We start from the raw sequence: 19,912 nt of genomic DNA on the forward strand, positions 1-19,912 counted from the left end.
ACCCTCACAGAAGGATCTCCGCCATGCACAGAGCCACGAAGTTCGCCGGATGCTGCGCGGTGCTGGCCGTGTTGGCCACCACCGCCGGCTGCAGCGACGACAACGGGTCAGCCGGTTCCGGGAAGAAGACCCTCCAACTGATCACCGGCGTCAAGAGCGACCCCTTCTACATCACGATGGCGTGCGCCGCCCAGGCCGAGGCCGCGAAGGTCGGCGTCAACCTCAAGATCAACGGTTCGGCGCAGTGGGACGTCGCGGTGCAGCGGCCGATCATCGACTCCGTCGCCGCCACCCACCCGGACGGCCTGCTGATATCCCCGGTCGACAGCACCGCGCTGACCCCTTCGCTCCAGCAGATCCAGGGCGCGGGCACCAAGGTCGTGCTGGTGGACACCTCGGTCACCGAGGCCTCGGTGGGCGTCTCCAGGATCTCCTCCGACAACGAGGCCGGTGGAAAGGTCGCGGCCAAGGCCCTCGCCCAGCTGATGGGCGACAAGGGCTCGGCCATCGTCATCAGCGTCAAGCCCGGTGTCTCCACCACCGACGCCCGCATCAAGGGCTTCACCGAGGAGATACGGAGCAACCACTCCGGGATCACGCTGCTCCCCGTGCTGTACGACAACGACCTGCCCGCCACGGCCGCGTCGCAGATCCAGGCGACCCTCGCCGCCCACCCCGACCTCGGCGGCGTCTTCGCCGGCAACACCAACACCGCCCAGGGGGTCTCCACCGGACTGCAGGCCGCCGGCAAGCAGGGCAAGGTCAAGGTCGCCGCGTTCGACGCCGAACCCGACGAGATCACGGCGCTGCAGAACGGCACCCTGGACGTCCTGGTCGCTCAGGACCCGGGCGGCATCGGCACCCAGGGCGTCGACCAGGTGCTGGCCGCGATCGACGGCAAGAAAGTGACCGCGCAGATCGGCACCCCCATGGTCGCCATCACCAAGGCGAACATGACCGACCCGGCCATCACCAAGTACTTCTACAAGTCCGCCTGCTGACCGCCGGGCCGGGAGCGGGCGCGACGGTGACGACCGGGTCGAGCCCGGTCCCGCCCCCGGCCCGGACGGCAGGGGTGGGTAACGTTGGCGCCGCCGGTGCCCGGACCGCACGCGGGGAGTGCGGAGGGTCCCGCCGGCCATCAACCACGCGTCGGATACCGGCACCGCACCGGGACCCGTCGATGAGGAGGCCCGTGAAGCGCCCGACGATGAAGGACGTGGCCCGCGCCGCGGGAGTGAGCCCCATGACGGTCTCCCGTGTCATATCCGGCGAGTCGGCCGTGTCCCCGGACACCACGGCGCGGGTCGAGCAGGCGGTGCGGAAGCTGGGCTACCAACGCAACGACAACGCCCGGAACCTGCGGTCGAAGAACCTGGGGACGTCCACCATCGGACTGGTGGTGGACGATCTGGCGAACCCGTTCTACGCCCTGATGGCCCGCTCCGTGGAGGACGAGGCACACCGGCGCGGCTATCTGGTCCTGGTCGGCAGCACCAACGACGAGCCGCGCAGGGAGCAGGAGGTCGTCGCGGCGTTCTGCGCGCGGCAGGTCGACGGGCTGATCCTCGTGCCGACCATCGGCAGTCACGGATTCCTCAAGCAGCCCATGGAAGGCGGCACCCGGGTCGTGTGCGTCGACCGCCCGGCCAAGGGCCTGGCGGTCGACACCGTCACCGTCGACAACCGTGACGGGGCGAACCGGGCCGTCACCCATCTGCTGGACCACGGGCACACCCGGATCGCCTACCTCGGCGACCGGTTGGGCATCTGGACCCAGCGCGAGCGCTACACCGGCTACCGGGAGGCCCTGGCGGCCCGGGGCGTGGCGGAGGACCCCGAACTGGTCCGGCACGAGCTGCGCTCCCAGCCCGACGCGGCCGCGGCACTGGCGCAGCTGCGTGCCCTGAGCCGGCCGCCGACCGCGCTGTTCACCAGCAACGACCTGATCACCATCGGCGTCATGGACGGTCTCGGTCAGGCCGAGGGCAGTCTCTTCGAACGGATCGCGATCGTCGGCTTCGACGACTTCCCGCTCGCCGAGCGGCTCAGCCCACCGCTGACCGTGGTGAGTCAGGATCCGGTGGCACTCGGCAGCACCGCGGCCAACCTGCTGTTCTCGCGGATCGACGGCGACCGCTCCGCACCGCGTTCGGTGATCCTGCTGACCCGTTTCATCGTCCGCGGTTCCGGCGAGACGCCGGGGGCCGGGGCCGACTGACCTATCGGGTGGGCAGCGGGGCCGGCTCCGCCGGGCGGAACCCCCTGGCCACGAGCCAGACCGCCAGGCTCATCTCGTAGAGGAACACCGGAAGCGCGCACGCCGCTCCCCAGACGGAGAGCTGCTCGTACACACCGAACACCACCAGCACCGCCGAGCCGAGGATCAGCGGTCCCGCAACGATGCCCAGGGCCCCGATCCAGCGCGGGACGAGTCGCGACCGGTACAGGAACCAGCCCATCATCAGCGTGCTCGGGCCCAGCGCCAGATTGGGCCCGAAGAGGAACGTCCAGTCGTGCTGCGCCACCAGCAGTCTGCTCGCGGTCAGATACGCGGCGGTGTCGGGTGACTCGGCTTCCGCGAATTCCTGATGCAGCGTCACCACCGAGAGCAGGCTGATGATGCCGATGATGATGATCGCGGCTTCGAGCAGGCGGAAGCAGACGTATCCGAGCGCCGCGACCTCACTGCGCCTGCGCACGATGGGGAACATGAGGATCGCGATGCCGATGACGGAGAAGGCACACGTCACCTCGAGCACCGCCCCCGACGCCACCCTGGCCGTCTGCGCGGACCCCTCGATGACGTATCCGGTGTGATCCAGGATCGGTGCGTACTGCAGAAGGCCGATGATGGACGTGACCGCCGCCAGGATGAACAGCACCCCGGTCGCCGTCGCCGTCCGTCTGTACGTACTCATATGCCCACTCCTCGGCCGCATGGCTGTTTCGGTATGGGCAACACTGCTGTCACCCCGCGCCGCGAACCTCCCCTCCGGGTCCCGAGGCCCTCCACCCCGGGGTGGAGACGAACGAGCCTTTCGGGGGGTCCGCGGTCGCCGAAGGGCCCCTACTCTGAGCCCATGACCACACCACCGCCCCCACGGCAGGACCAGGCGAAGGTACGCCCGCGCTTCGGTCCGCGGGCCCCGGTATGGCGGTTCCTGCTCGCGGCAGGCCTCGGAGGCGCCGCCTGGATCACGCAGGCCGCCGTGCTGCTGTCCGAGCCGCTGAGCCCGGCGCGCACGGACCGCGTGGGCGCCGCGCTCTTCCTGGACCTCCTGCTGGGCGCGGTGGCGCTGGCACTGCTGCCGCTGCGGCGCCGGTACCCGCCGGCGGTCGCGTGCCTGCTGGTCGCCCTGGCGCCGCTCTCGGTGTCCGGTCTGGGGGCGATGACGATGGCCGTCGTCTCGATGGCCACCTTCCGGCGGCGGGGATGGATCGCTCTGGTCGGGGCGCTCGCGGCGGTCGGCGCGGCGGTGGCCGCGGGCCTGTACCGCCCCTGGCTGTCCCCTGCCGTGGACAGCGGCGCGTACTCCGTGGCGGGCAACGTCGTGGTGACCCTGCTGATCTTCGCGGCCGCCGTGGCCACCGGGTACTACGCCGCGGCCCGGCGCGAGCTCCTCGCGTCACTGCGCGAGCGGGCGCTGACCGCGGAACGGGAGCGGGCGCTGGCCGCACAGGCGGCCCGCGACGCCGAACGGACCCGGATCGCCCGCGAGATGCACGACGATCTGGCGCACCGGATCTCGCTGGTGGCCCTGCACGCGGGGGCACTGACGTTCCGCGAGGACCTCAGCCGGGCCGAGACCGCGGCCACCGCCCAGACCATCCAGACCAACGCGCAGCTGGCTCTGACCGAGCTGCGGCAGGTGCTGGGTGTGCTGCGGTCCGGGCAGTCGACGGGCGCCGAGCGGTCCCAGCCGACGCTCGCCGAGTTGCCGGCGCTGCTGGCCGACGCCCGGGAGGCCGGCTCGGTCGTCCAACTCGACACCTCGGGGCTGCCCGGGGGGACCGGCCCCGACCTGTCCGCCATCACGGGTTCGCTGTCGCTCACGTCCTTCCGGATCGTGCAGGAGGCCCTGACCAACGCCCGTAAGCACGCCCCGGGCGCGCCGGTCGCCGTGCGGCTGGCGGGGATGCCCGGCGAGCAGTTGCGCATCGAGGTCCGCAATCCGGTCGGGCTCCCGGCCGGCGCACCGCTGCCCTCGGCCGGGGTCGGCCTGGTGGGCCTGGGCGAGCGCGCCGAGCTGGTGGGCGGGGCGCTGCGCTTCGGGGTCGAGGAGGGCGGGGACTTCGCCGTCCGGGCGAGGCTCCCGTGGCCGGCGTGAGCACGGTGCGGACCAGGGTGCTGATCGTGGACGACGATCCGCTGGTGCGGGCCGGCCTGCGGATGATCCTGGGCGGAGCGCCGGACCTGGAACTGGTCGCGGAGGCCGCCGACGGGCAGGAGGCGCTCGACGCGGTCGCCCGGGAGCTGCCCGACGTCGTCCTGATGGACATCCGGATGCCGCGGATGGACGGGCTGGCCGCCACCCGCAGGCTGCGGGAGCTGGGCAGCGGCGCGCGAATCGTCATCCTGACCACGTTCGACACCGACGAGATGGTCCTGACGGCGTTGCGGCACGGCGCCGTGGGGTTCCTGCTGAAGGACACCCCGCCGGCCGAGCTGGTACTCGCGGTCCGGCGGGTCGCCCGTGGGGAGCCGAGCCTGTCCGCCAGCGTGACCACCCGCCTCATCGCCGCCGTCACCACGGCGCCGGACGACTCCCGGCAGCGTGCCGCGCTCGCCCTGCTGCAACGGCTGACCGCCCGCGAACGGGAGGTGGCGATGGCGGTCAGTGAGGGCCTGACGAACACGGAGATCGCGCGAGCGCTCTACATGGGCGTGGCCACCGTCAAGACCCACGTCGGCAGCGTGTTCGCCAAGCTGGAGGTCTCCAACCGGGTCCAGGTCGCGCGCTGTGTGCACGATGCGGGGGCGGGGCCGGGAACGGACCCCGGATCATCCGGCCCCGGGCCCGGCTAGGCCGTGTCTGACACATCCCGCCTGGCCCTCCGGGCGGACGCCGGTATGTGTCAGACACGGCCTAGGACTCGTGGGTGTAGAAGACGTAGTACGAGGCGGCGGTGGCCGCCGCCGCGAAGCAGAGGCCCACTCCGGCGCACCTGAGGACGCTCTCGTCGGTCAGACTGTGCAGGAAGCCCGCCGAGGTCCCCGCCAGCACCCCGTAGGCCGCGGCCCGCAGCTCTCGGGGCAGCGCCTGCTGCGTCCTGCCGAGCAGGAAGGACAGCGCCGCCATCACGGCACCGGCGATCACACCGAGCCAGATCTGGGCGGCGGTGAGCTCCCCGCTGTCGCGTGCGGCGAAGCCCGCCCAGAAGCCGTAGATCACGCCCAGCGTCAAGGGCAGCGCGAGCCCGAGCGAGCCGTGGTGCCGTGCCTGTACCGGCATCGCTGAGGAAGTGGCCATGACGGAACTCCTTCCGCTGTCTCCTTCCAGGTCACACCCGCGCACTCCGCACGGCAAGTGGATCTCAGGGCTGTCCCGTAATCCCTGGTGGATCAGCGCGCGGCGTCAGGTGCGGTGCATCGCACGGCGGGGGAGCGCCCGCATACTGGACGTATGCGGGCGTTCAGACGACGCGGCGAGGTGCCGTAACTGTCGTCGGGCGCCCGCCAGGGATTGCCGGACAGCCCTTAGGGCCTGTCCGTGTCGTCCTTACGCGCCGGCCGGCGCCGGCGCGTGCGCGGCCGGGTTGCGCTCCCGGCCGCCCGGGTGGCGGTGCCGCCAGACGGTGAAGACCGTCACGGCCGCCAGACTCCAGGCGGCGAGCACCAGGTACGGGAAGACGGACTGGTCTCCCCCGAAGTAGATGGCGTTGTGCTGAGCGTTGACCGAGGCGCCCGGTGGCAGCCACCGGCCGATGTGCCCGAGCGGGGACGGCAGCAGGGGCCAGGACACCGCGCCTCCCGACGACGGGTTGCCGAGCAGCACCATCAACCCCCAGGTCGGGATCATCGCCCAGCGGCCGAAGAGCGTGTTGAACATGGTGAAGACCATGCCCGAGGTGAACATCGTCAGGGCGAGGATCATCCAGGACTGCACGAACGGCAGGTCGAGCACGCCGAGCAGCCAGTCCACCACCGCGCAGATGACGAAGCCGCCGAAGACCGAGTAGACCACCGTGAAGGCGATCCGTTCCCCCGCGTTGAGTGCCCTGGCGTGCACGCTCAGCTGGATCGCCCCGACGAAGCCGATGATGACCGCGGCCAGCGAGATGTAGAACAGCGCGAGCCCCTGCGGGTCGGTGGGCTGCAGGGGTTTGATGTCCCGCACCGCGACCGGGATGTGCAGCGCGGCGCCGACCTTCGGCGCGGCCGTCGTCAGCACCCGGGCGACCGACGCACCGGCCGCCCCCGCCGTGTTGAGCCGCACCGCGGTGGGACCGAGTTCAATGATCGCGAAGGCCTGCTGGTCGTCGATTGCCTCGACCGCCCGGTCGTACGTCGGATAGCGCCGCACGACGAGCGAGGCGCCGAGCGCCTTCTCCATCCCGGCCACGAACGCCTCACCCTGGTCGGAGTCCCCCGTCACCGCCGTGGGGATCCGGTGCGGAGTGGGGTTGGCCATGGCATAGCAGTAGGAGCCCGCGAAGAGGCCGGCCGCCGCACCGAGGATGAGGACCAGCACCACGGCGGGCAGGAAGGGCGACTGCTTGAACGCCCCCCAGTGCTCCGAAGGTGAACGCCGCCTGACGTGGGCACCGTGCTGGTCTGCCATACCGCCACGCTAGGCGCGACCGGCACCGGACCACCCGCTGGAGTGGGCCATGCGGAGTCTCCGTCACACGGGCGCGCGGCGCAGCCGGTGGAACGGGCGCGGTAGGCCGTTCGGGTCACCGCCGGCGGGTGGGGTGCGCCGCAACGGCCGCGGCCTGCGAACCCCGCCTACAGCACGCTCTTCCCCTCGTGCCAGCCCGGCAGGGCGGAGCCGGCCGCCCACGTCGAGTGCGTCCCGCTGGAGATCCGTTCCGGCAGCCGTACCCGGGCGATCGGCCCGTCGGTGACGCGTGCGGCGTCGAAGACCAGGCACTCGGAACGGTCGGCGTTCATGTCGGTCGTGAGCGTGACGAGGTAGCCGTCGTCCTCCGCGGTCGCGCCGGGGCGCGGGGCCATGGCGGTCTCGCTGCCGTACACCCCTTCCGGCAGCGCGTACCGCTGCTCGCCGCCGGTGCGCAGATCGTGCTTGACGATGCCGTCGAAGAGGAACCAGCCGGGGCGCTGGGTGGCGGCGTACGTGTACCGGTACGGCTGTCCGCCGAGGTTCGGGTTGATCATCCCGAACTCGGTGAACCGCTCGCTGAGCCGTTCCTCCTTCACCTGCCCGGTGACCAGGTTCAGCCGCCAGCGGTGCAGCCGGGTTTCCATCCGTTCCAGCGCCAGGAAGCGGAACATCCGCTGGTGGACGCCCTGCCCGCGGGGGTCGGCCGGTTCGGGGCAGCCCTGGTGGAAGCCGTCGACGACGATCTCGTCGCCGTCCTCGTAGGCGTTGACGAAGTGCAGGACGTACGTCGGGTCGGCCTCGAACCAGCGGACCTCGCTGCCGTGGCGGGGGACGACCCCGAAGCGGCTCGGCAGGTCGCGGTGGAAGCGCGAGGCGTACTTGCCCTGGGCGATCAGGGCCGGGTCCCAGAACAGCGGGAAGTCGTTGAGGATGGCGTAGTTCTCGGTGAACGCCATGTCGTGCGGCAGCCGCGGGCCGGGCAGCGGGATGTCGGTGAGGTGCCTGAGTCGGTTGTCCGGGCCGACCACCCCGTAGCGCAGATAGGGCGCCTCGGTGGAGTAGCTGAAGAAGAGCAGTTCGCCGGTGCGGTCGTCGACCTTGGTGTGCGCGGAGACACCCCAGTCCGGCGCCCAGGGTGATGTGCCGAGGGTCTCCAGGGTGAGCGGGTCCAGCCGGTAGAGGTCCCCGCACTGCCAGAAGCTGCTCAGCGCCTGGCCTGCGTGGACGACGATGTCGGTGCTGGAGGCGTCCTTCATCCGGGTCCGCGCGCCCCAGCCGTCGGCGCGCCGGGACAGCGCGGGCCGCTCGGCGATGCCCGCCCACAGCGCCTTTCCTGCCTCCTGTTCGGCGGTGAAGCCGGCGGTGCGCACGAAGCGGTTGCGGTAGAAGGCCTTTCCGTCCCGGAAGCCCACCACGTGGATCATGCCGTCGCCGTCGAAGGGGTGGTACAGCGAGATCGCCGGATGTACCGGGTTCTCCGTGTTGCGCAGGTAGACGCCTTCGAGGTCGGCCGGGATCTCACCGGTCACCTCCAGGTCGTCCGCCCGCCATTCGGTGGTCTGCGGGCGCCAGGGGCCGGTGCGGTACGGATGGTCGTCGTCCTCCGGCAGCGTCGACAGGGCGCGTCCGACGATCTCAACGTCCATGGGATTCCTCCTCCACGAGGGAAGCGCGCAGGACCCGTTTGAGCACCTTGCCCACGGGGTTGCGCGGCAGTTCGTCGCGCAGCTCGAGCCGTTCCGGCAGTTTGTACGAGGCGATGTGCCGCTCCTTGAGATAGCCGACCAGGTCGTCCAGCGCGAGCGGGGACCGGGCGACGACCACCGCGCAGAGCTTCTCGTCCAGCACCTCGTCGGGATAGCCCACGACCGCGACCTCCGCCACCGCGGGGTGCCCGGCGATGAGATCTTCCAGCTCGGCGGGGGCGATGTTCATCCCACCGCGGATCACCACGTCCTTCGCCCGGTCCACGTACTTCAGGAACTGCCCGCGCTCCCCCGCGATCTCGAAGAGGTCGCCGGTCATGAGGTACCCCTGGTCGTCGAAGGGGGTGGGCAGGTCCGTGCCGCCCAGATAGCCCGCGAAGACCTGCGGGCTCTTGATCCGCAACTCCCCCGGCCGGTCCGGCTCGTCGATGTCCTGTCCGGTAACGGTGTCCACGATCCGCACCTTCGTCCAGCGGGCGCCGCGGGTGGACCACTCGACGCCGGGCACGCCGTACCGGGGGAAGTAGCGCGCCCGCTCCTCCGGATCCGGCACGTCGTACGGGTCGGTGAGCATCCCCGTGCCCTCGTTCGACCCGAAGAAGTTGATGACTCCGATCCCGTACCGCTCCTGCCAGCCGCGCACCATCGCCGGGGCGAGCGGCGCCGAGCCGGAGCCGATCCGGGTGAGCGACGAGAGGTCGGTGCTCGCGAGGAGTTCCTCCCTGGCGTTCAGCATGGACAGCAGCGCCGGGGGCGCGACGGTGTAGGTGACGTGCTCCTCGGCGATCTGGCGGAGGAACACCGGCAGATCGAACGGGTGGTGCTGGACCAGGACGCACCCGATCCGCAGCCACGGCAGGAACAACCCTCCGAGACCGGCCATGTTGACCATCGGGAAGGGGTTGAGGAGCACATCGTCCGCCGTCATCCTCGGCGCTTCCAGACACGTCCAGGCGATGGCCAGCCAGTCGTTGTGGCAGCGCGGCACGCCCTTCGGGATGCTCTCGGTGCCCGAGGTCCAGCAGATGGTGACGCAGTCGTTCGGATCCACGGGATGCTCACGGGTGTACGCCGCGACACCGGCCGGGTCGTACGGCGACCGCAGTTCGGCGTCGAGCGCGATGGCGCCGGTCGGGAGCCGAGCGCCGTCGGCCGCTTCGTACGCGAACAGGTGCCGCAGCCGCGGCAGCCGGTCCCGCAGGCCGTCGACCTCGGCGGCGAGCTCCCGCTCGCCGACCCGCACCGCGGTGATGAACGCGGTGAACTCCGCCAGCCCGCCCAGCAGCACCACCTCGTGCTCGCGGTACTGCACCGGCAGCGGGGAGACGATCACGCCGATCCGCCAGCACGCGAGATAGACGCACACCAGCTCGACGATGTTGGGCAGCTGCACCCCCACCACGTCGCCCTGGCCGATGCCGTGTCGCAGCAGGACCGCCGCCAAACGGTCCACGTCCGCGTCGAGTTCCGTCCAGCTCGGCCTGCGGACCGGCCTGCCCACCAGATCCGCCTTGTTCAGCGGATCGACGACCGCGAGCCGTTCGGGATGCGACCGCACCCGCTCACGCAGCAGCGAGTCCGTGGTCTCGCCGTCCCACCAGCCCGCCGCGGTGTACTCGGCGACCCGTTCGGCCGGATGCAGTCTCCAAGCGCCCATGCATGCCCTCCCCCTCGAACGACGCCGCTACCGGTCCCGCAGCAGGGCGAGCGTCCGCTCGCCTCCCGGGTCGGCGTCCGTGCTCGACGCGACGACCGCGATCTCGTCCACCCCCGCCGCCGCGTACTCCGCGAGCCTGGCCCGTACCGCGTCCGGATCGCCCACCAGCCCGACCGCGGCCATCAGTTCCGCCGGGACCGCCGCGAGCAGCTCCCGCGGATGCGGCCGGGACCGTGCGAACTCCACGACCTCCCCGAAACCGGCCTCCACGAACATCTCCGCGTAGCCGGGCGCCGCGAGGTAGCCGACCACGCCGCGCCGCAGCTGCTCGACCGCCGCCGGGGACGGGTCGACGGCGGCCGTCACCCAGGCGGCCACCCGCGGCGACGGCCGTCCCAGCGCCCCGGCCTCCGCCCGCATCCGTCCGATCAGCGTCGCCGCGGAGGCCGGGGTGAGGAGGTTCAGCACCATCCGGTCCGCGAGCGCGGCCGCCGTGCGGACCGCGGCGGGACCGAAGGCGGCCACCGTCAGCTGCGACTTCGGGGCCGGCAGCCGCAGCCGGAACCCGCTGCTGCGCACGACCTCCCCCGCCGCCGTGGCCCGCTCCCCGTCCAGCAACTGCCGCAGTGCCGTCGCCGACTCCCGCAGCGCCACCCCGCTGCGCCGGTGCGAGCGGCCGTGCCACTGCTCGACGACGATCGGGCTGGAACTGCCGATCGCCACATCCACCCGCCGCCCGGTGAGGGCGGCCACCGAGGCGACCCCACGGGCGATCGTCATCGGGTCGCGTACGGCCACGGCGAGCGGGCCCACGGTCAGCGGGATGCTCCGGGTGCGCAGTGCGACGGCGGTGGCGAGGGCGAACACGTCATAGGTGGCCATCTCACCGAGCCACAGCTCCTCGTACCCGTGCCGCTCGGCGGCGGCCGCCGTCAGCAGCGCCTCCTCGGGCGGCCGGTCCTGCCAATAGCCCAGCGACACCGACAGCTTCACGTGCTTCCAGCCTCCCGACCGCGGGGCACGAGCCCCAAGGATCCACGATACGCCGACGCTACAACAGGCGGCGTCACCGAAGGACGGCATTGGATCGGTCGCCACCACCGGACAACCATCGGGGCCCGGGGCCCGTCCTACTCGGCAGTACTCCCCGACGACGAGGCCGCCACCCATGCCCTTCGCCCGCACGACCACGACGACGACCCTGCTCGGCGCCGCCCTGCTCCTGGCCGCCGCCCCGTACGCGCTCGCGGACTCCGGCTTGTCGCTCTCCGTCGACCCCGGCGCCAGCCGCCAGCGGGGCCGCGAGGCCACGTTCACCGTCGCCGCCGACGAAGCGGACCTGAGCCACGGCAAGGGGACGTTCACCCTCGCGTCCCGCGCCTTCGTCGCACCGGTCACCGTCACCAGGCAGCGGTTCCACGACGGCAAGGGCGGCCAACTGTACGCGAAGGCCACGGCGACGGTGCTCTGCGACATCGAACCCGGTCCGTACACGGTGGAGTTGAAGGCCGGTGCCGGTGACCAGGCCGTGGCGGCGGTGACGCTGACGGTCGTGCCCGAGATGGATCCCGGGAACCGGACGTTCTGCGACGATCCCTCGACCGGCTACGACTCCGCCGCCGACCGGACGAGCGAAGCGGCGGCCGACGACAACGTGGGCCATGACGGCATCGGCGTCGGCACCGTCATCGCCGGGGGCGTGGGAATCGGCCTCGTCAGCTCGCTGGCGACGGGCTTCGTCCTCACCCGTCGGCAGCGCCGGGCGGAGCGCTCATGACAGCGGCCATGTGCGCTGTGCCTCAAGGGTGTGGCGAAAGTCCCGCCTGGCCCGCGACGCCTGGCACGCACGCCTGCCGCGTTGCCGGGCTCGTCCAGGTACGTCCAGTACGAGGACGACCCTCCGCCGTGCCGTCGCACGCACCAGACACCGCGGACCCCGCCCTCACGGGCGAACGGCGCTCCTTTCGCAACACCCTTGAGGATGACGAGTACGACATCGCACGCCGGTCACCGGCCGGGTGAGGCGCGGAGGTGTCTGTGAGGTGTCTTTTGGAGGCATTCCACTGTGTCAGTCGAGTTGAACCACACCATCGTCTTCGCCCGGGACAATCGGGCGTCCGCCGCATTCCTCGCCGACATCCTGGGGCTGGAGGCCGGAGCGCCATGGGGGCCCTTCGTGCCCGTCACGACGGGCAACGGCGTCACGCTGGACTTCGCGAGCGTCGGCACGGAGAAGATCTCCCCGCAGCACTACGCCTTCCTGGTGTCCGAGGAGGAGTTCACCGCGAGCTTCGAGCGGATCCGGCAGGCCGGGCTCACGTACTACGCGGACCCGGGTCTGAAGAAGCCGGGCGAGATCAACCACAACGACGGCGGTCGCGGCGTGTACTTCCTCGATCCGGACGGCCACGGGATGGAGCTCATCACCCGCCCGTACGGCAGCGGCGGCCAGTAGCCGCAACGACCCCTCACGACAGGTGACGCACGTCATACGGGCCAATGACGTTTGCCGTCGCCGGACCCGGGCAGCCGACTCTTCAGAGGCCCCCCTTACCTCGTAGTCTCGGCCCGGTCAGCTCTCCCCCCCTGCTGGCCGGGCCGAACTGCGTCCGCAGCCGCCCGGCCCGGCCGGCGTATCTCAGGAGGGGACCCGCTGGCCCTTGCCCAGGGCCACTATTCCGCCGGCGGAGACGGTGTAGTGCCGGGCGTCGTGGTCGAAGTTCACGCCGATGGTCGCGCCCGGGGGGACGACGACGTTCTTGTCGAGGATCGCGCGGCGGACGACCGCGCCGCGGCCGACCCGGACGCCCTCCAACAGGACGGACTCCTGCACGACGGCGCCCTGTTCCACGATCACCCCGGGGGCCAGTACGGATCCGGTGACCTGGCCGCTGATGATGCAGCCCGTGCTGACCATCGACTCGCCGGCGATCCCGCCGGCGACGAACTTCGCCGGCGGCCGCTGGGCCTGGTTGGTGAAGATGGGCCACTGCCGGTTGTAGAGGTTGAAGACCGGTTGAATCGATATGAGATCCATATGGGCCTCGTAGTAGGCGTCCAGGGTCCCCACGTCCCGCCAGTAGCCGTGGTCCCGTTCCGTCTCGCCCGGCACCTGGTTGTCGTCGAAGTCGTAGACCTGCGCCTGGCCGCGCTCGGTAAGCATCGGCAGGATGCTGCCGCCCATGTCGTGCACGGAGCTCTCGTCCTCGGCGTCCTGGTGGAGCGCGTCGATGAGGACCTTGGTGGTGAAGATGTAGTTGCCCATCGAGGCGAAGACGCTGTCCGGGTCGTCCGCGAGACCGGGCGGATCGGTGGGCTTCTCCAGGAAGCCGTCGATCTGTGTGCTGCGGTGCGCGGTGGTGATAACGCCGAAGGAGGACGCCTGCTCCCGCGGTACCCGTATGCCGGCGACCGTCACCCCGGCCCCCGCTTCGATGTGCCGGTCGAGCATGTGCCGTGGATCCATGCGGTACACGTGGTCGGCGCCGAAGACCACGATGTAGTCGGGCTGCTCGTCGTGCACGAGGTTGAGCGACTGGTAGATGGCGTCCGCGCTGCCGAGGTACCAACGGGGACCGAGTCGCTGCTGTGCCGGGACGGGTGTGACGTAGTCACCCAGCAGACCGGTCATCCGCCAGGTGGTCGACACATGCCGGTCCAGTGAGTGTGATTTGTACTGCGTGAGCACGCAGATGCGGTGGATGCCGCCGTTCACCAGGTTCGACAGGACGAAGTCCACCAGCCGGTAGACGCCGCCGAATGGCACCGCGGGTTTGGCCCGGTCCGCGGTCAGCGGCATCAGCCGCTTGCCTTCGCCCCCTGCGAGGACGATGCCCAGCACGTTCGGTCGTCCGCTCACCCTGACCCCCTTCGTCTCCGGCCCGCCCGCTGGCAGCCGGTCACTCCAGTGCCGCCGGTCCTCCGATGGAGCCGGTCACTCCAGTACCGACGCGTAGACCTCCACGGTCCGGCGTGCCACGGCGTCCCAGCCGAACTCCGTCACGGCGCGCCGCCGCCCCGCCTCGCCCATCGCCCGAGCCCGCGCCCCGTCGGTGACGACCTCGTTGACGGCGGCCGCCAGGGCGGCCTCGAAGCCGCGCGGATCGGCCTCCTCGTACGGCACCAGGAGCCCCGTGCGGCCGTGCTCCACCACCTCGGGGATGCCACCGACGGCGGAGGCGACCACCGCCGTACCGCAGGCCATGGCCTCCAGGTTGACGATGCCGAGCGGTTCGTAGACCGAGGGGCAGACGAACACCGCCGCGTGGGTGAGGAGTTGCACGACGTCGGGGCGGGGCAGCATCTGCGGGATCCACACCACGCCGTCGCGTCGTTCCCGCAGCTCGCCGACCAGGGAGCGGAACTCCGCGTCCAGCTCCGGGGTGTCCGGTGACCCCGCGCACAGCACGACCTGCGTACCGGGGGCGAACTCGCGGGCCGCGCGCACCAGGTGCGGGACACCCTTCTGCCGGGTGATCCGACCGACGAACAGCACGAACGGCCGCGCCGGGTCGATGCCGAGGCGCTCCACGACGTCGGTCCCCGGGTCGGGCCGGTACAGGGCGGTGTCGATGCCGTTGTGCACCACGTGGACCCGGCCGGGATCCACCCGCGGGTAGCAGGCCAGCACATCGGCGCGCATGCCGTGGGACACCGCGATCACCGCGTCCGCCGCCTCGACGGCGGTGCGCTCGGCCCAGCAGGAGACCGCGTAGCCGCCGCCCAGCTGCTCGGCCTTCCAGGGGCGCAGCGGTTCCAGGGAGTGGGCGGTCATCACATGGGGGACGCCGTGCAGGAGTTTGGCGAGGTGGCCCGCCATGTTGGCGTACCAGGTGTGCGAGTGGACAAGGTCGACGCCGGTCACCGCGGCCGCGATGGACAGGTCCACCGACAGCGTCCTGAGCGCGTTGTTGGCGCCGTCCAGTCCGGCGGCGGTCCGGTGCCGCACGAGGCCGGAGGCCTTGTCCGCGACCTCGTCGCCGGTGTCGGTGTCCGAGGTGCTCCAGCTGTGGACGCTGAGGTCGACGAGCCCGCGCAGTTCCCGCGCGAGGAACTCGGCGTGCACTCCGGCTCCGCCGTACACGTCCGGTGGGTACTCGCGCGTTAACAGCCCGACCTTCACCGTGTTCCACCTCTCCGCTGATCACCCGGCGTCCGCGGCATTGCCCTCCCGGCCCGTTCGGCTCCGGCGTCAGCGGGGCCGGCCCGGGGCGCGGAGATCGGTGCAGGCCTCGTGACCCTCTTCTGTACCGGATCGTCCGGCGGCAAACGTCACGGAGCCCCCGGCTGCCCGCCACACGGCGGCTTGTCCCGCGACACGGCAATGGTCCGCGGCCCCGGGAGTGCGCCCTCTCGCGCCGGGCACGGAGAATGGGAACAATGCCGAACGACGCGGAACGTCCCACACCACGGGCACCCGCCCACGGTGGCGGACGGACCCGCACCCGGAGGAGACCGAGATGCCGCACGAGCGCGCCGGACAGCCCGCACAGCCCGCCGACCTGGTCGACGTGGCCCGGTTGGTGACCGCGTACTACACGCTCCGTCCCGACCCGGGCGAGGTGGGGCAGCGGGTCGCGTTCGGGACCTCGGGACACCGCGGTTCCTCACTGGCGGTCGCGTTCAACGAGGACCACATCGCCGCCACCAGCCAGGCGATCGCCGAGTACCGGGCCGGGCGGGGAACCGACGGGCCGCTCTTCCTGGGGGCGGACACGCATGCGCTGTCCGAACCGGCGCGGGCCACCGCGCTGGAGGTGTTCGCCGCCAACGACGTCACCGTGCTGATCGACACCGCGGACGGCTACACCCCGACCCCGGCGGTCTCGCACGCCATCCTGGTCCACAACCGCGGCCGCACGTCGGGGCTCGCGGACGGTGTGGTCGTCACGCCCTCGCACAATCCGCCGGCCGACGGCGGCTTCAAGTACAACCCGCCGAACGGCGGCCCCGCCGGCTCGGAGGCCACCTCCTGGATCCAGGACCGGGCGAACGAACTGATCGCGGGCGGCCTCAAGGACGTCCGGCGGATCCCCTACGCCCGCGCGCTGGCCGCCGGCACCACGGACCGCTACGACTTCCTCACCCACTACACCGACGATCTGCCCGCGGTCGTCGACCTGGAGGCCGTCCGGGCGGCCGGAGTGCGGATCGGCGCGGACCCGCTGGGCGGCGCGTCGGTCGCGTACTGGGGACGGATCGCCGAGCGGCACGGGCTCGATCTGACGGTCGTCAACCCGTACTCCGACCCGACGTGGCGCTTCATGACGCTGGACTGGGACGGCAGGATCCGGATGGACTGCTCGTCACCGCACGCCATGGCCTCGCTCATCGCGCGGCGCGACGACTTCCAGGTGTCCACCGGCAATGACGCGGACGCAGACCGCCACGGCATCGTGACTCCGGACGCCGGACTGATGAACCCCAACCACTACCTCGCCGTCGCCATCTCGTACCTGTACGAGCACCGCGGGCAGTGGCCGGCGGACGCCGGGATCGGCAAGACGCTGGTCTCCTCGTCGATGATCGACAAGGTGGCGGCGGGCCTCGGCCGGAAGCTGGTGGAAGTGCCGGTCGGCTTCAAGTGGTTCGTGGACGGGCTGCTGGACGGCTCGCTGGGCTTCGGCGGCGAGGAGTCCGCCGGCGCTTCCTTCCTGCGCCGGGACGGCTCGGTGTGGACCACCGACAAGGACGGCATCCTGCTCGCGCTGCTGGCGGCCGAAATCATCGCGGTCACCGGCCGCAGCCCGTCGCAGCACTACGCCGATCTCACCGCACGATTCGGCGAGCCCGCCTACGCCCGCATCGACGCGCCCGCGACCCGCGAACAGAAGGCCGTCCTCGCCTCGCTCTCCCCCGAACAGGTCCCGGCGGGTGAGCTGGCCGGGGAGCCGGTCACCTCGGTCCTCACCGCGGCGCCCGGCAACGGCGCGTCGCTGGGCGGGCTGAAGGTCTCCTCCGACAACGCCTGGTTCGCCGCCCGGCCGTCCGGTACCGAGGACGTGTACAAGATCTACGCCGAGTCCTTCCACGGGCCCGAGCACCTCGCCCGTGTGCAGGAGGAGGCGAAGGCGATCGTGTCGAAGGCCCTGGGCGACGCGTCGGCCAAGGCCTGACACACCGGCTCCGAAGCGCGTCCCGTCCTGACCGGCCCGCCGGCGCTCATCCACCGGCTGACGAAGGGAACCACCCTTGAGCGGCAGCGGACTGTCCGGCGAACGCCTCGACCGGATGCGCGACGTCATGTCCGGCCACGTCGAACGCGGTGACGTACCGGGACTCGTGACGCTGGTGTACCGGCGCGGTGAGGCACGGGTCGAGGCGCTCGGGACGATGGCCGCCGGTGGCACGGTTCCGATGCGCCGTGACTCCATCTTCCGGATCGCGTCGCTGACCAAGCCCATCACCGCGGTCGCCGCGATGATCCTGGTCGAGGAGTGCGTACTGCGACTGGACGAACCGGTGGACCAGCTGCTGCCGGAACTCGCCGGCCGCAGGGTGCTGCGGCGACTCGACGGGCCCCTCGACGACACCGTGCCGGCGCGCCGGTCGATCACCCTGCGGGATCTGCTGACGTTCCGGCTGGGCATCGGATCGGTACTCGCGCCCCGGGGGACCCACCCGATCCAGCGGGCGATGGACGAGGCCGGCCTCACTCCCAGCCCCAACCCGCCGTCGATCGGTCCCGACGAGTGGATGAAACGGCTCGGCGCCCTGCCGCTGGTGCACCAGCCGGGCGAACAGTGGATGTACCACACGGGTTCCGAGGTCCTCGGGGTGCTGATCGCACGCGCCGCCGGCCAGTCGTTCGCGTCCTTCCTCAGCGACCGGATCTTCGATCCGCTCGGCATGCGGGACACCGCGTTCCACGTGCCGCCGGAGAAGCTGGACCGACTGCCACCCAGCTACCGGATGCGTCCCCGCACCGCGGAACTCGCCCTGCACGACGATCCCGCCGACAGTCGCTGGGGCCGCCCGGTGGCGTTCCCGTCCGGCGGTGGCGGGCTCGTCTCGACGGCCGACGACTACCTGGCCTTCTGCCGGATGATGCTGGACGGGGGGCGGCACGGCAGCGAACGAGTGCTGTCCCGGCCCTCGGTCGAGGTCATGACCAGCAACCACCTGTCGGCGGAGCAGAGGCCGGGAACCCACAGCTTCCTCGGTCCCGACGAGGGCTGGGGCTTCGGCCTCTCCGTCTCCGTCCGGCGCTTCGACCTGGCGACGACCCCGGGGCGGTTCGGGTGGAACGGCGGCACGGGTACCTCCGCCTACACGGACCCGGGGGAAGGCCTCGTCGGCATCCTGCTGACCCAGCGCCACATGGATTCCACCGCTCCTCCCCCTGTCTTCCAGGACTTCTGGACCTCGGCGTACCGGGCGATCGACGACTGAGCCGCGGGGTCGTCACCCCGCAGCCGCGCCGGCCCTCCGCTTGCTCACTCAGTACCTGGCCGACGTGGGCAGCCGGGGCCTACTGGGTGACGGACTCGCTCTGCTGCGGGGCCTCGGCGGCTGCGGTGACGGCGGTCGCGGACGGGACTGCCTCGTAGTAGACCGAACGGGACTGCTTGGAGCGCAGGGCCGCGGACTTGCGGACCAGACCCTCGAGCGCGGTGCGCACGCTCATGATGGTGACAGCGCGCTCCGGCGTCGAGATGGCCGTGGCGACCTCTGCGGCCGAGGCCGGGGCACCCTGCTTGAGCAGGTAGTTCTCCACGACCTTCACGAGCTTGTCCGCCTTGGGGGCGGCCGCCTTGGTGTCGGCCGCCTTCGGGGTGGCGGTCTTGGCCGTGGCGGTCTTCGCCGGCTTCGCGGTCGCGGACTTGGCCGTGGAGGCCTTCTCCGTCGCGGCCTTCGCCGGCTTCTCGGCGACGGTCTTGGTCGCGGTGGCCTTCGTCGCGGTGGCCTTGGTCGCGGTGGCCTTCGTCGCGGTGGCCTTCGTCGTCGCCTTGGCGGGCGCCTTGGCAGCGTGCGCGGCATCGGCCACCGCGCTCTTCGCGTCGGTCTTGCGGCCGCGGCCGGCACGGCCCTGGGTCGGAACCGCCTTGCGGGCGGTACGACGGCGGGCGCCGGGCACCTTCGCCGACTTCGCGTGCGGGGTGACGTGGGCTTCCGGCTCGCTGATCTGCGCTTCGCCCGGCTCGGAGGGGGACTGCTTCGTCGCGCCGACGGCGCTCTGCATGCTCAGCAGCATCTCCCGGTCCTGGACGAGGATCTCCAGCTCCTTCTGGAGCGCGTCGATCTGCGCGAGGACGCGGTCGCGGTCGCCTTCGTTCTGCCGGAGATCGGCGGCGACGCGGGCCTCGTACTCGCCCTGCAGACCCTGGTTCTTTGACATGACGTCCGACATGGACTCGCCTTTCGTTGCTCACTTCGCGTCGTTGATGACGGTGATGGTAGCCATCAACGTATGAGGGGATATTCGAAACGGACGCTCACATCACGTCCCCGTGGTCCGGTCCGGACCGAGCTGCACCGACATCCGTATGAGTAAGACCATCCCAGTCAACGTCCGCGAAAGCCAACTCGGTTCCCGGGATCCCGTCCGGGAGGTTACATCTTTCGGGCGCGCGAGGATAGGAGCAGTGCCCGCCGTTGACCTGGAAGTGCGCCCGTCCGGACGGCGAATTCCATTCACAGCGCGCGGAGTTGCCCCACTCGCCCGTGGACCGGCCGGACGCCTCCGCAGTGCCCGGTGTTCGCGGTGCGCGGGAGAAACTCGGCGAACAGTTCGAGTTCGCTCCCGCTCTCCCCGCGGCGGA

General features: G+C 71.3%; 17 protein-coding genes. 8 read left to right on the forward strand and 9 right to left on the reverse strand.

The window, feature by feature from the left end; translation table 11 throughout:
• The first annotated feature begins 23 nt into the window (after positions 1-23).
• Positions 24-1,001 (forward strand): ABC transporter substrate-binding protein, encoded by a 978-nt coding sequence (locus tag M2266_RS02195; RefSeq protein WP_277436543.1) that lies wholly within the window; start codon positions 24-26, stop codon positions 999-1,001.
• 194 nt (positions 1,002-1,195) lie between these two features.
• Positions 1,196-2,221, forward strand: a complete 1,026-nt coding sequence (locus tag M2266_RS02200; protein WP_277441038.1) for a LacI family DNA-binding transcriptional regulator — start codon at positions 1,196-1,198, stop codon at positions 2,219-2,221.
• Between the two features lies 1 nt (position 2,222).
• Here M2266_RS02200 and M2266_RS02205 read toward each other — a convergent pair whose 3' ends face one another.
• Positions 2,223-2,921 (reverse strand): DUF4386 domain-containing protein, encoded by a 699-nt coding sequence (locus M2266_RS02205; RefSeq protein WP_277436544.1) that lies wholly within the window; start codon positions 2,919-2,921, stop codon positions 2,223-2,225.
• Positions 2,922-3,083: 162 nt separating this feature from the next.
• Here M2266_RS02205 and M2266_RS02210 point away from each other — a divergent pair, with 162 nt between their 5' ends.
• Both M2266_RS02210 and M2266_RS02215 read left to right on the forward strand, forming a co-directional pair.
• The gene (locus M2266_RS02210; RefSeq protein ID WP_277436545.1) at positions 3,084-4,331 is read left to right on the forward strand and encodes a histidine kinase; all 1,248 of its coding nucleotides are present in this window, start codon (positions 3,084-3,086) and stop codon (positions 4,329-4,331) included.
• On the forward strand, positions 4,328-5,029 hold the full coding sequence (locus M2266_RS02215; RefSeq protein WP_346780861.1) for a response regulator transcription factor: 702 nt from the start codon (positions 4,328-4,330) through the stop codon (positions 5,027-5,029). Before M2266_RS02210 ends, M2266_RS02215 begins: the two co-directional genes overlap by 4 nt.
• 61 nt (positions 5,030-5,090) lie before the next feature.
• Here M2266_RS02215 and M2266_RS02220 read toward each other — a convergent pair whose 3' ends face one another.
• From M2266_RS02220 to M2266_RS02240, 5 genes are all read right to left on the reverse strand, one after another.
• Complete coding sequence (locus tag M2266_RS02220) at positions 5,091-5,474, reverse strand: hypothetical protein (RefSeq protein ID WP_277436546.1); 384 nt, start codon at positions 5,472-5,474, stop codon at positions 5,091-5,093.
• 249 nt (positions 5,475-5,723) lie between these two features.
• Positions 5,724-6,785, reverse strand: a complete 1,062-nt coding sequence (locus tag M2266_RS02225) for an ABC transporter permease (RefSeq protein WP_277436547.1) — start codon at positions 6,783-6,785, stop codon at positions 5,724-5,726.
• 167 nt (positions 6,786-6,952) lie between these two features.
• Complete coding sequence (locus M2266_RS02230) at positions 6,953-8,434, reverse strand: carotenoid oxygenase family protein (RefSeq protein WP_277436548.1); 1,482 nt, start codon at positions 8,432-8,434, stop codon at positions 6,953-6,955.
• Positions 8,424-10,151 (reverse strand): class I adenylate-forming enzyme family protein, encoded by a 1,728-nt coding sequence (locus M2266_RS02235; RefSeq protein ID WP_277436549.1) that lies wholly within the window; start codon positions 10,149-10,151, stop codon positions 8,424-8,426. Before M2266_RS02235 ends, M2266_RS02230 begins: the two co-directional genes overlap by 11 nt.
• A gap of 27 nt (positions 10,152-10,178) precedes the next feature.
• The gene (locus M2266_RS02240; RefSeq protein WP_277436550.1) at positions 10,179-11,144 is read right to left on the reverse strand and encodes an LLM class F420-dependent oxidoreductase; all 966 of its coding nucleotides are present in this window, start codon (positions 11,142-11,144) and stop codon (positions 10,179-10,181) included.
• Between the two features lie 175 nt (positions 11,145-11,319).
• On the opposite strand from M2266_RS02240, the gene M2266_RS02245 reads away from it, so the two are divergent.
• Together M2266_RS02245 and M2266_RS02250 are read left to right on the forward strand one after the other, a co-directional pair.
• The gene (locus M2266_RS02245; protein ID WP_277436551.1) at positions 11,320-11,928 is read left to right on the forward strand and encodes a hypothetical protein; all 609 of its coding nucleotides are present in this window, start codon (positions 11,320-11,322) and stop codon (positions 11,926-11,928) included.
• Positions 11,929-12,216: 288 nt separating this feature from the next.
• Positions 12,217-12,606: a VOC family protein gene (locus tag M2266_RS02250; protein ID WP_277436552.1), complete on the forward strand. Its 390-nt coding sequence runs from the start codon at positions 12,217-12,219 to the stop codon at positions 12,604-12,606.
• Between the two features lie 183 nt (positions 12,607-12,789).
• Here the strand turns inward: M2266_RS02250 and glgC are convergent, their stop codons facing one another.
• The gene (gene glgC, locus M2266_RS02255; RefSeq protein WP_277436553.1) at positions 12,790-14,010 is read right to left on the reverse strand and encodes a glucose-1-phosphate adenylyltransferase; all 1,221 of its coding nucleotides are present in this window, start codon (positions 14,008-14,010) and stop codon (positions 12,790-12,792) included.
• Positions 14,011-14,085: 75 nt separating this feature from the next.
• On the reverse strand, positions 14,086-15,273 hold the full coding sequence (gene glgA, locus M2266_RS02260) for a glycogen synthase (RefSeq protein WP_277436554.1): 1,188 nt from the start codon (positions 15,271-15,273) through the stop codon (positions 14,086-14,088).
• 337 nt (positions 15,274-15,610) lie between these two features.
• Here glgA and pgm point away from each other — a divergent pair, with 337 nt between their 5' ends.
• Both pgm and M2266_RS02270 read left to right on the forward strand, forming a co-directional pair.
• On the forward strand, positions 15,611-17,266 hold the full coding sequence (gene pgm / locus M2266_RS02265; protein ID WP_277436555.1) for a phosphoglucomutase (alpha-D-glucose-1,6-bisphosphate-dependent): 1,656 nt from the start codon (positions 15,611-15,613) through the stop codon (positions 17,264-17,266).
• 76 nt (positions 17,267-17,342) lie between these two features.
• Positions 17,343-18,542, forward strand: coding sequence for a serine hydrolase domain-containing protein (locus M2266_RS02270; protein ID WP_277436556.1), 1,200 nt, complete (start codon positions 17,343-17,345; stop codon positions 18,540-18,542).
• Between the two features lie 79 nt (positions 18,543-18,621).
• Here the strand turns inward: M2266_RS02270 and M2266_RS02275 are convergent, their stop codons facing one another.
• On the reverse strand, positions 18,622-19,488 hold the full coding sequence (locus M2266_RS02275; RefSeq protein WP_277436557.1) for a hypothetical protein: 867 nt from the start codon (positions 19,486-19,488) through the stop codon (positions 18,622-18,624).
• Between the last annotated feature and the right edge of the window lie 424 nt (positions 19,489-19,912).

The organism is Streptomyces sp. SPB162 (genome assembly GCF_029504575.1).
Taxonomy (GTDB): Bacteria; Actinomycetota; Actinomycetes; order Streptomycetales; family Streptomycetaceae; genus Actinacidiphila.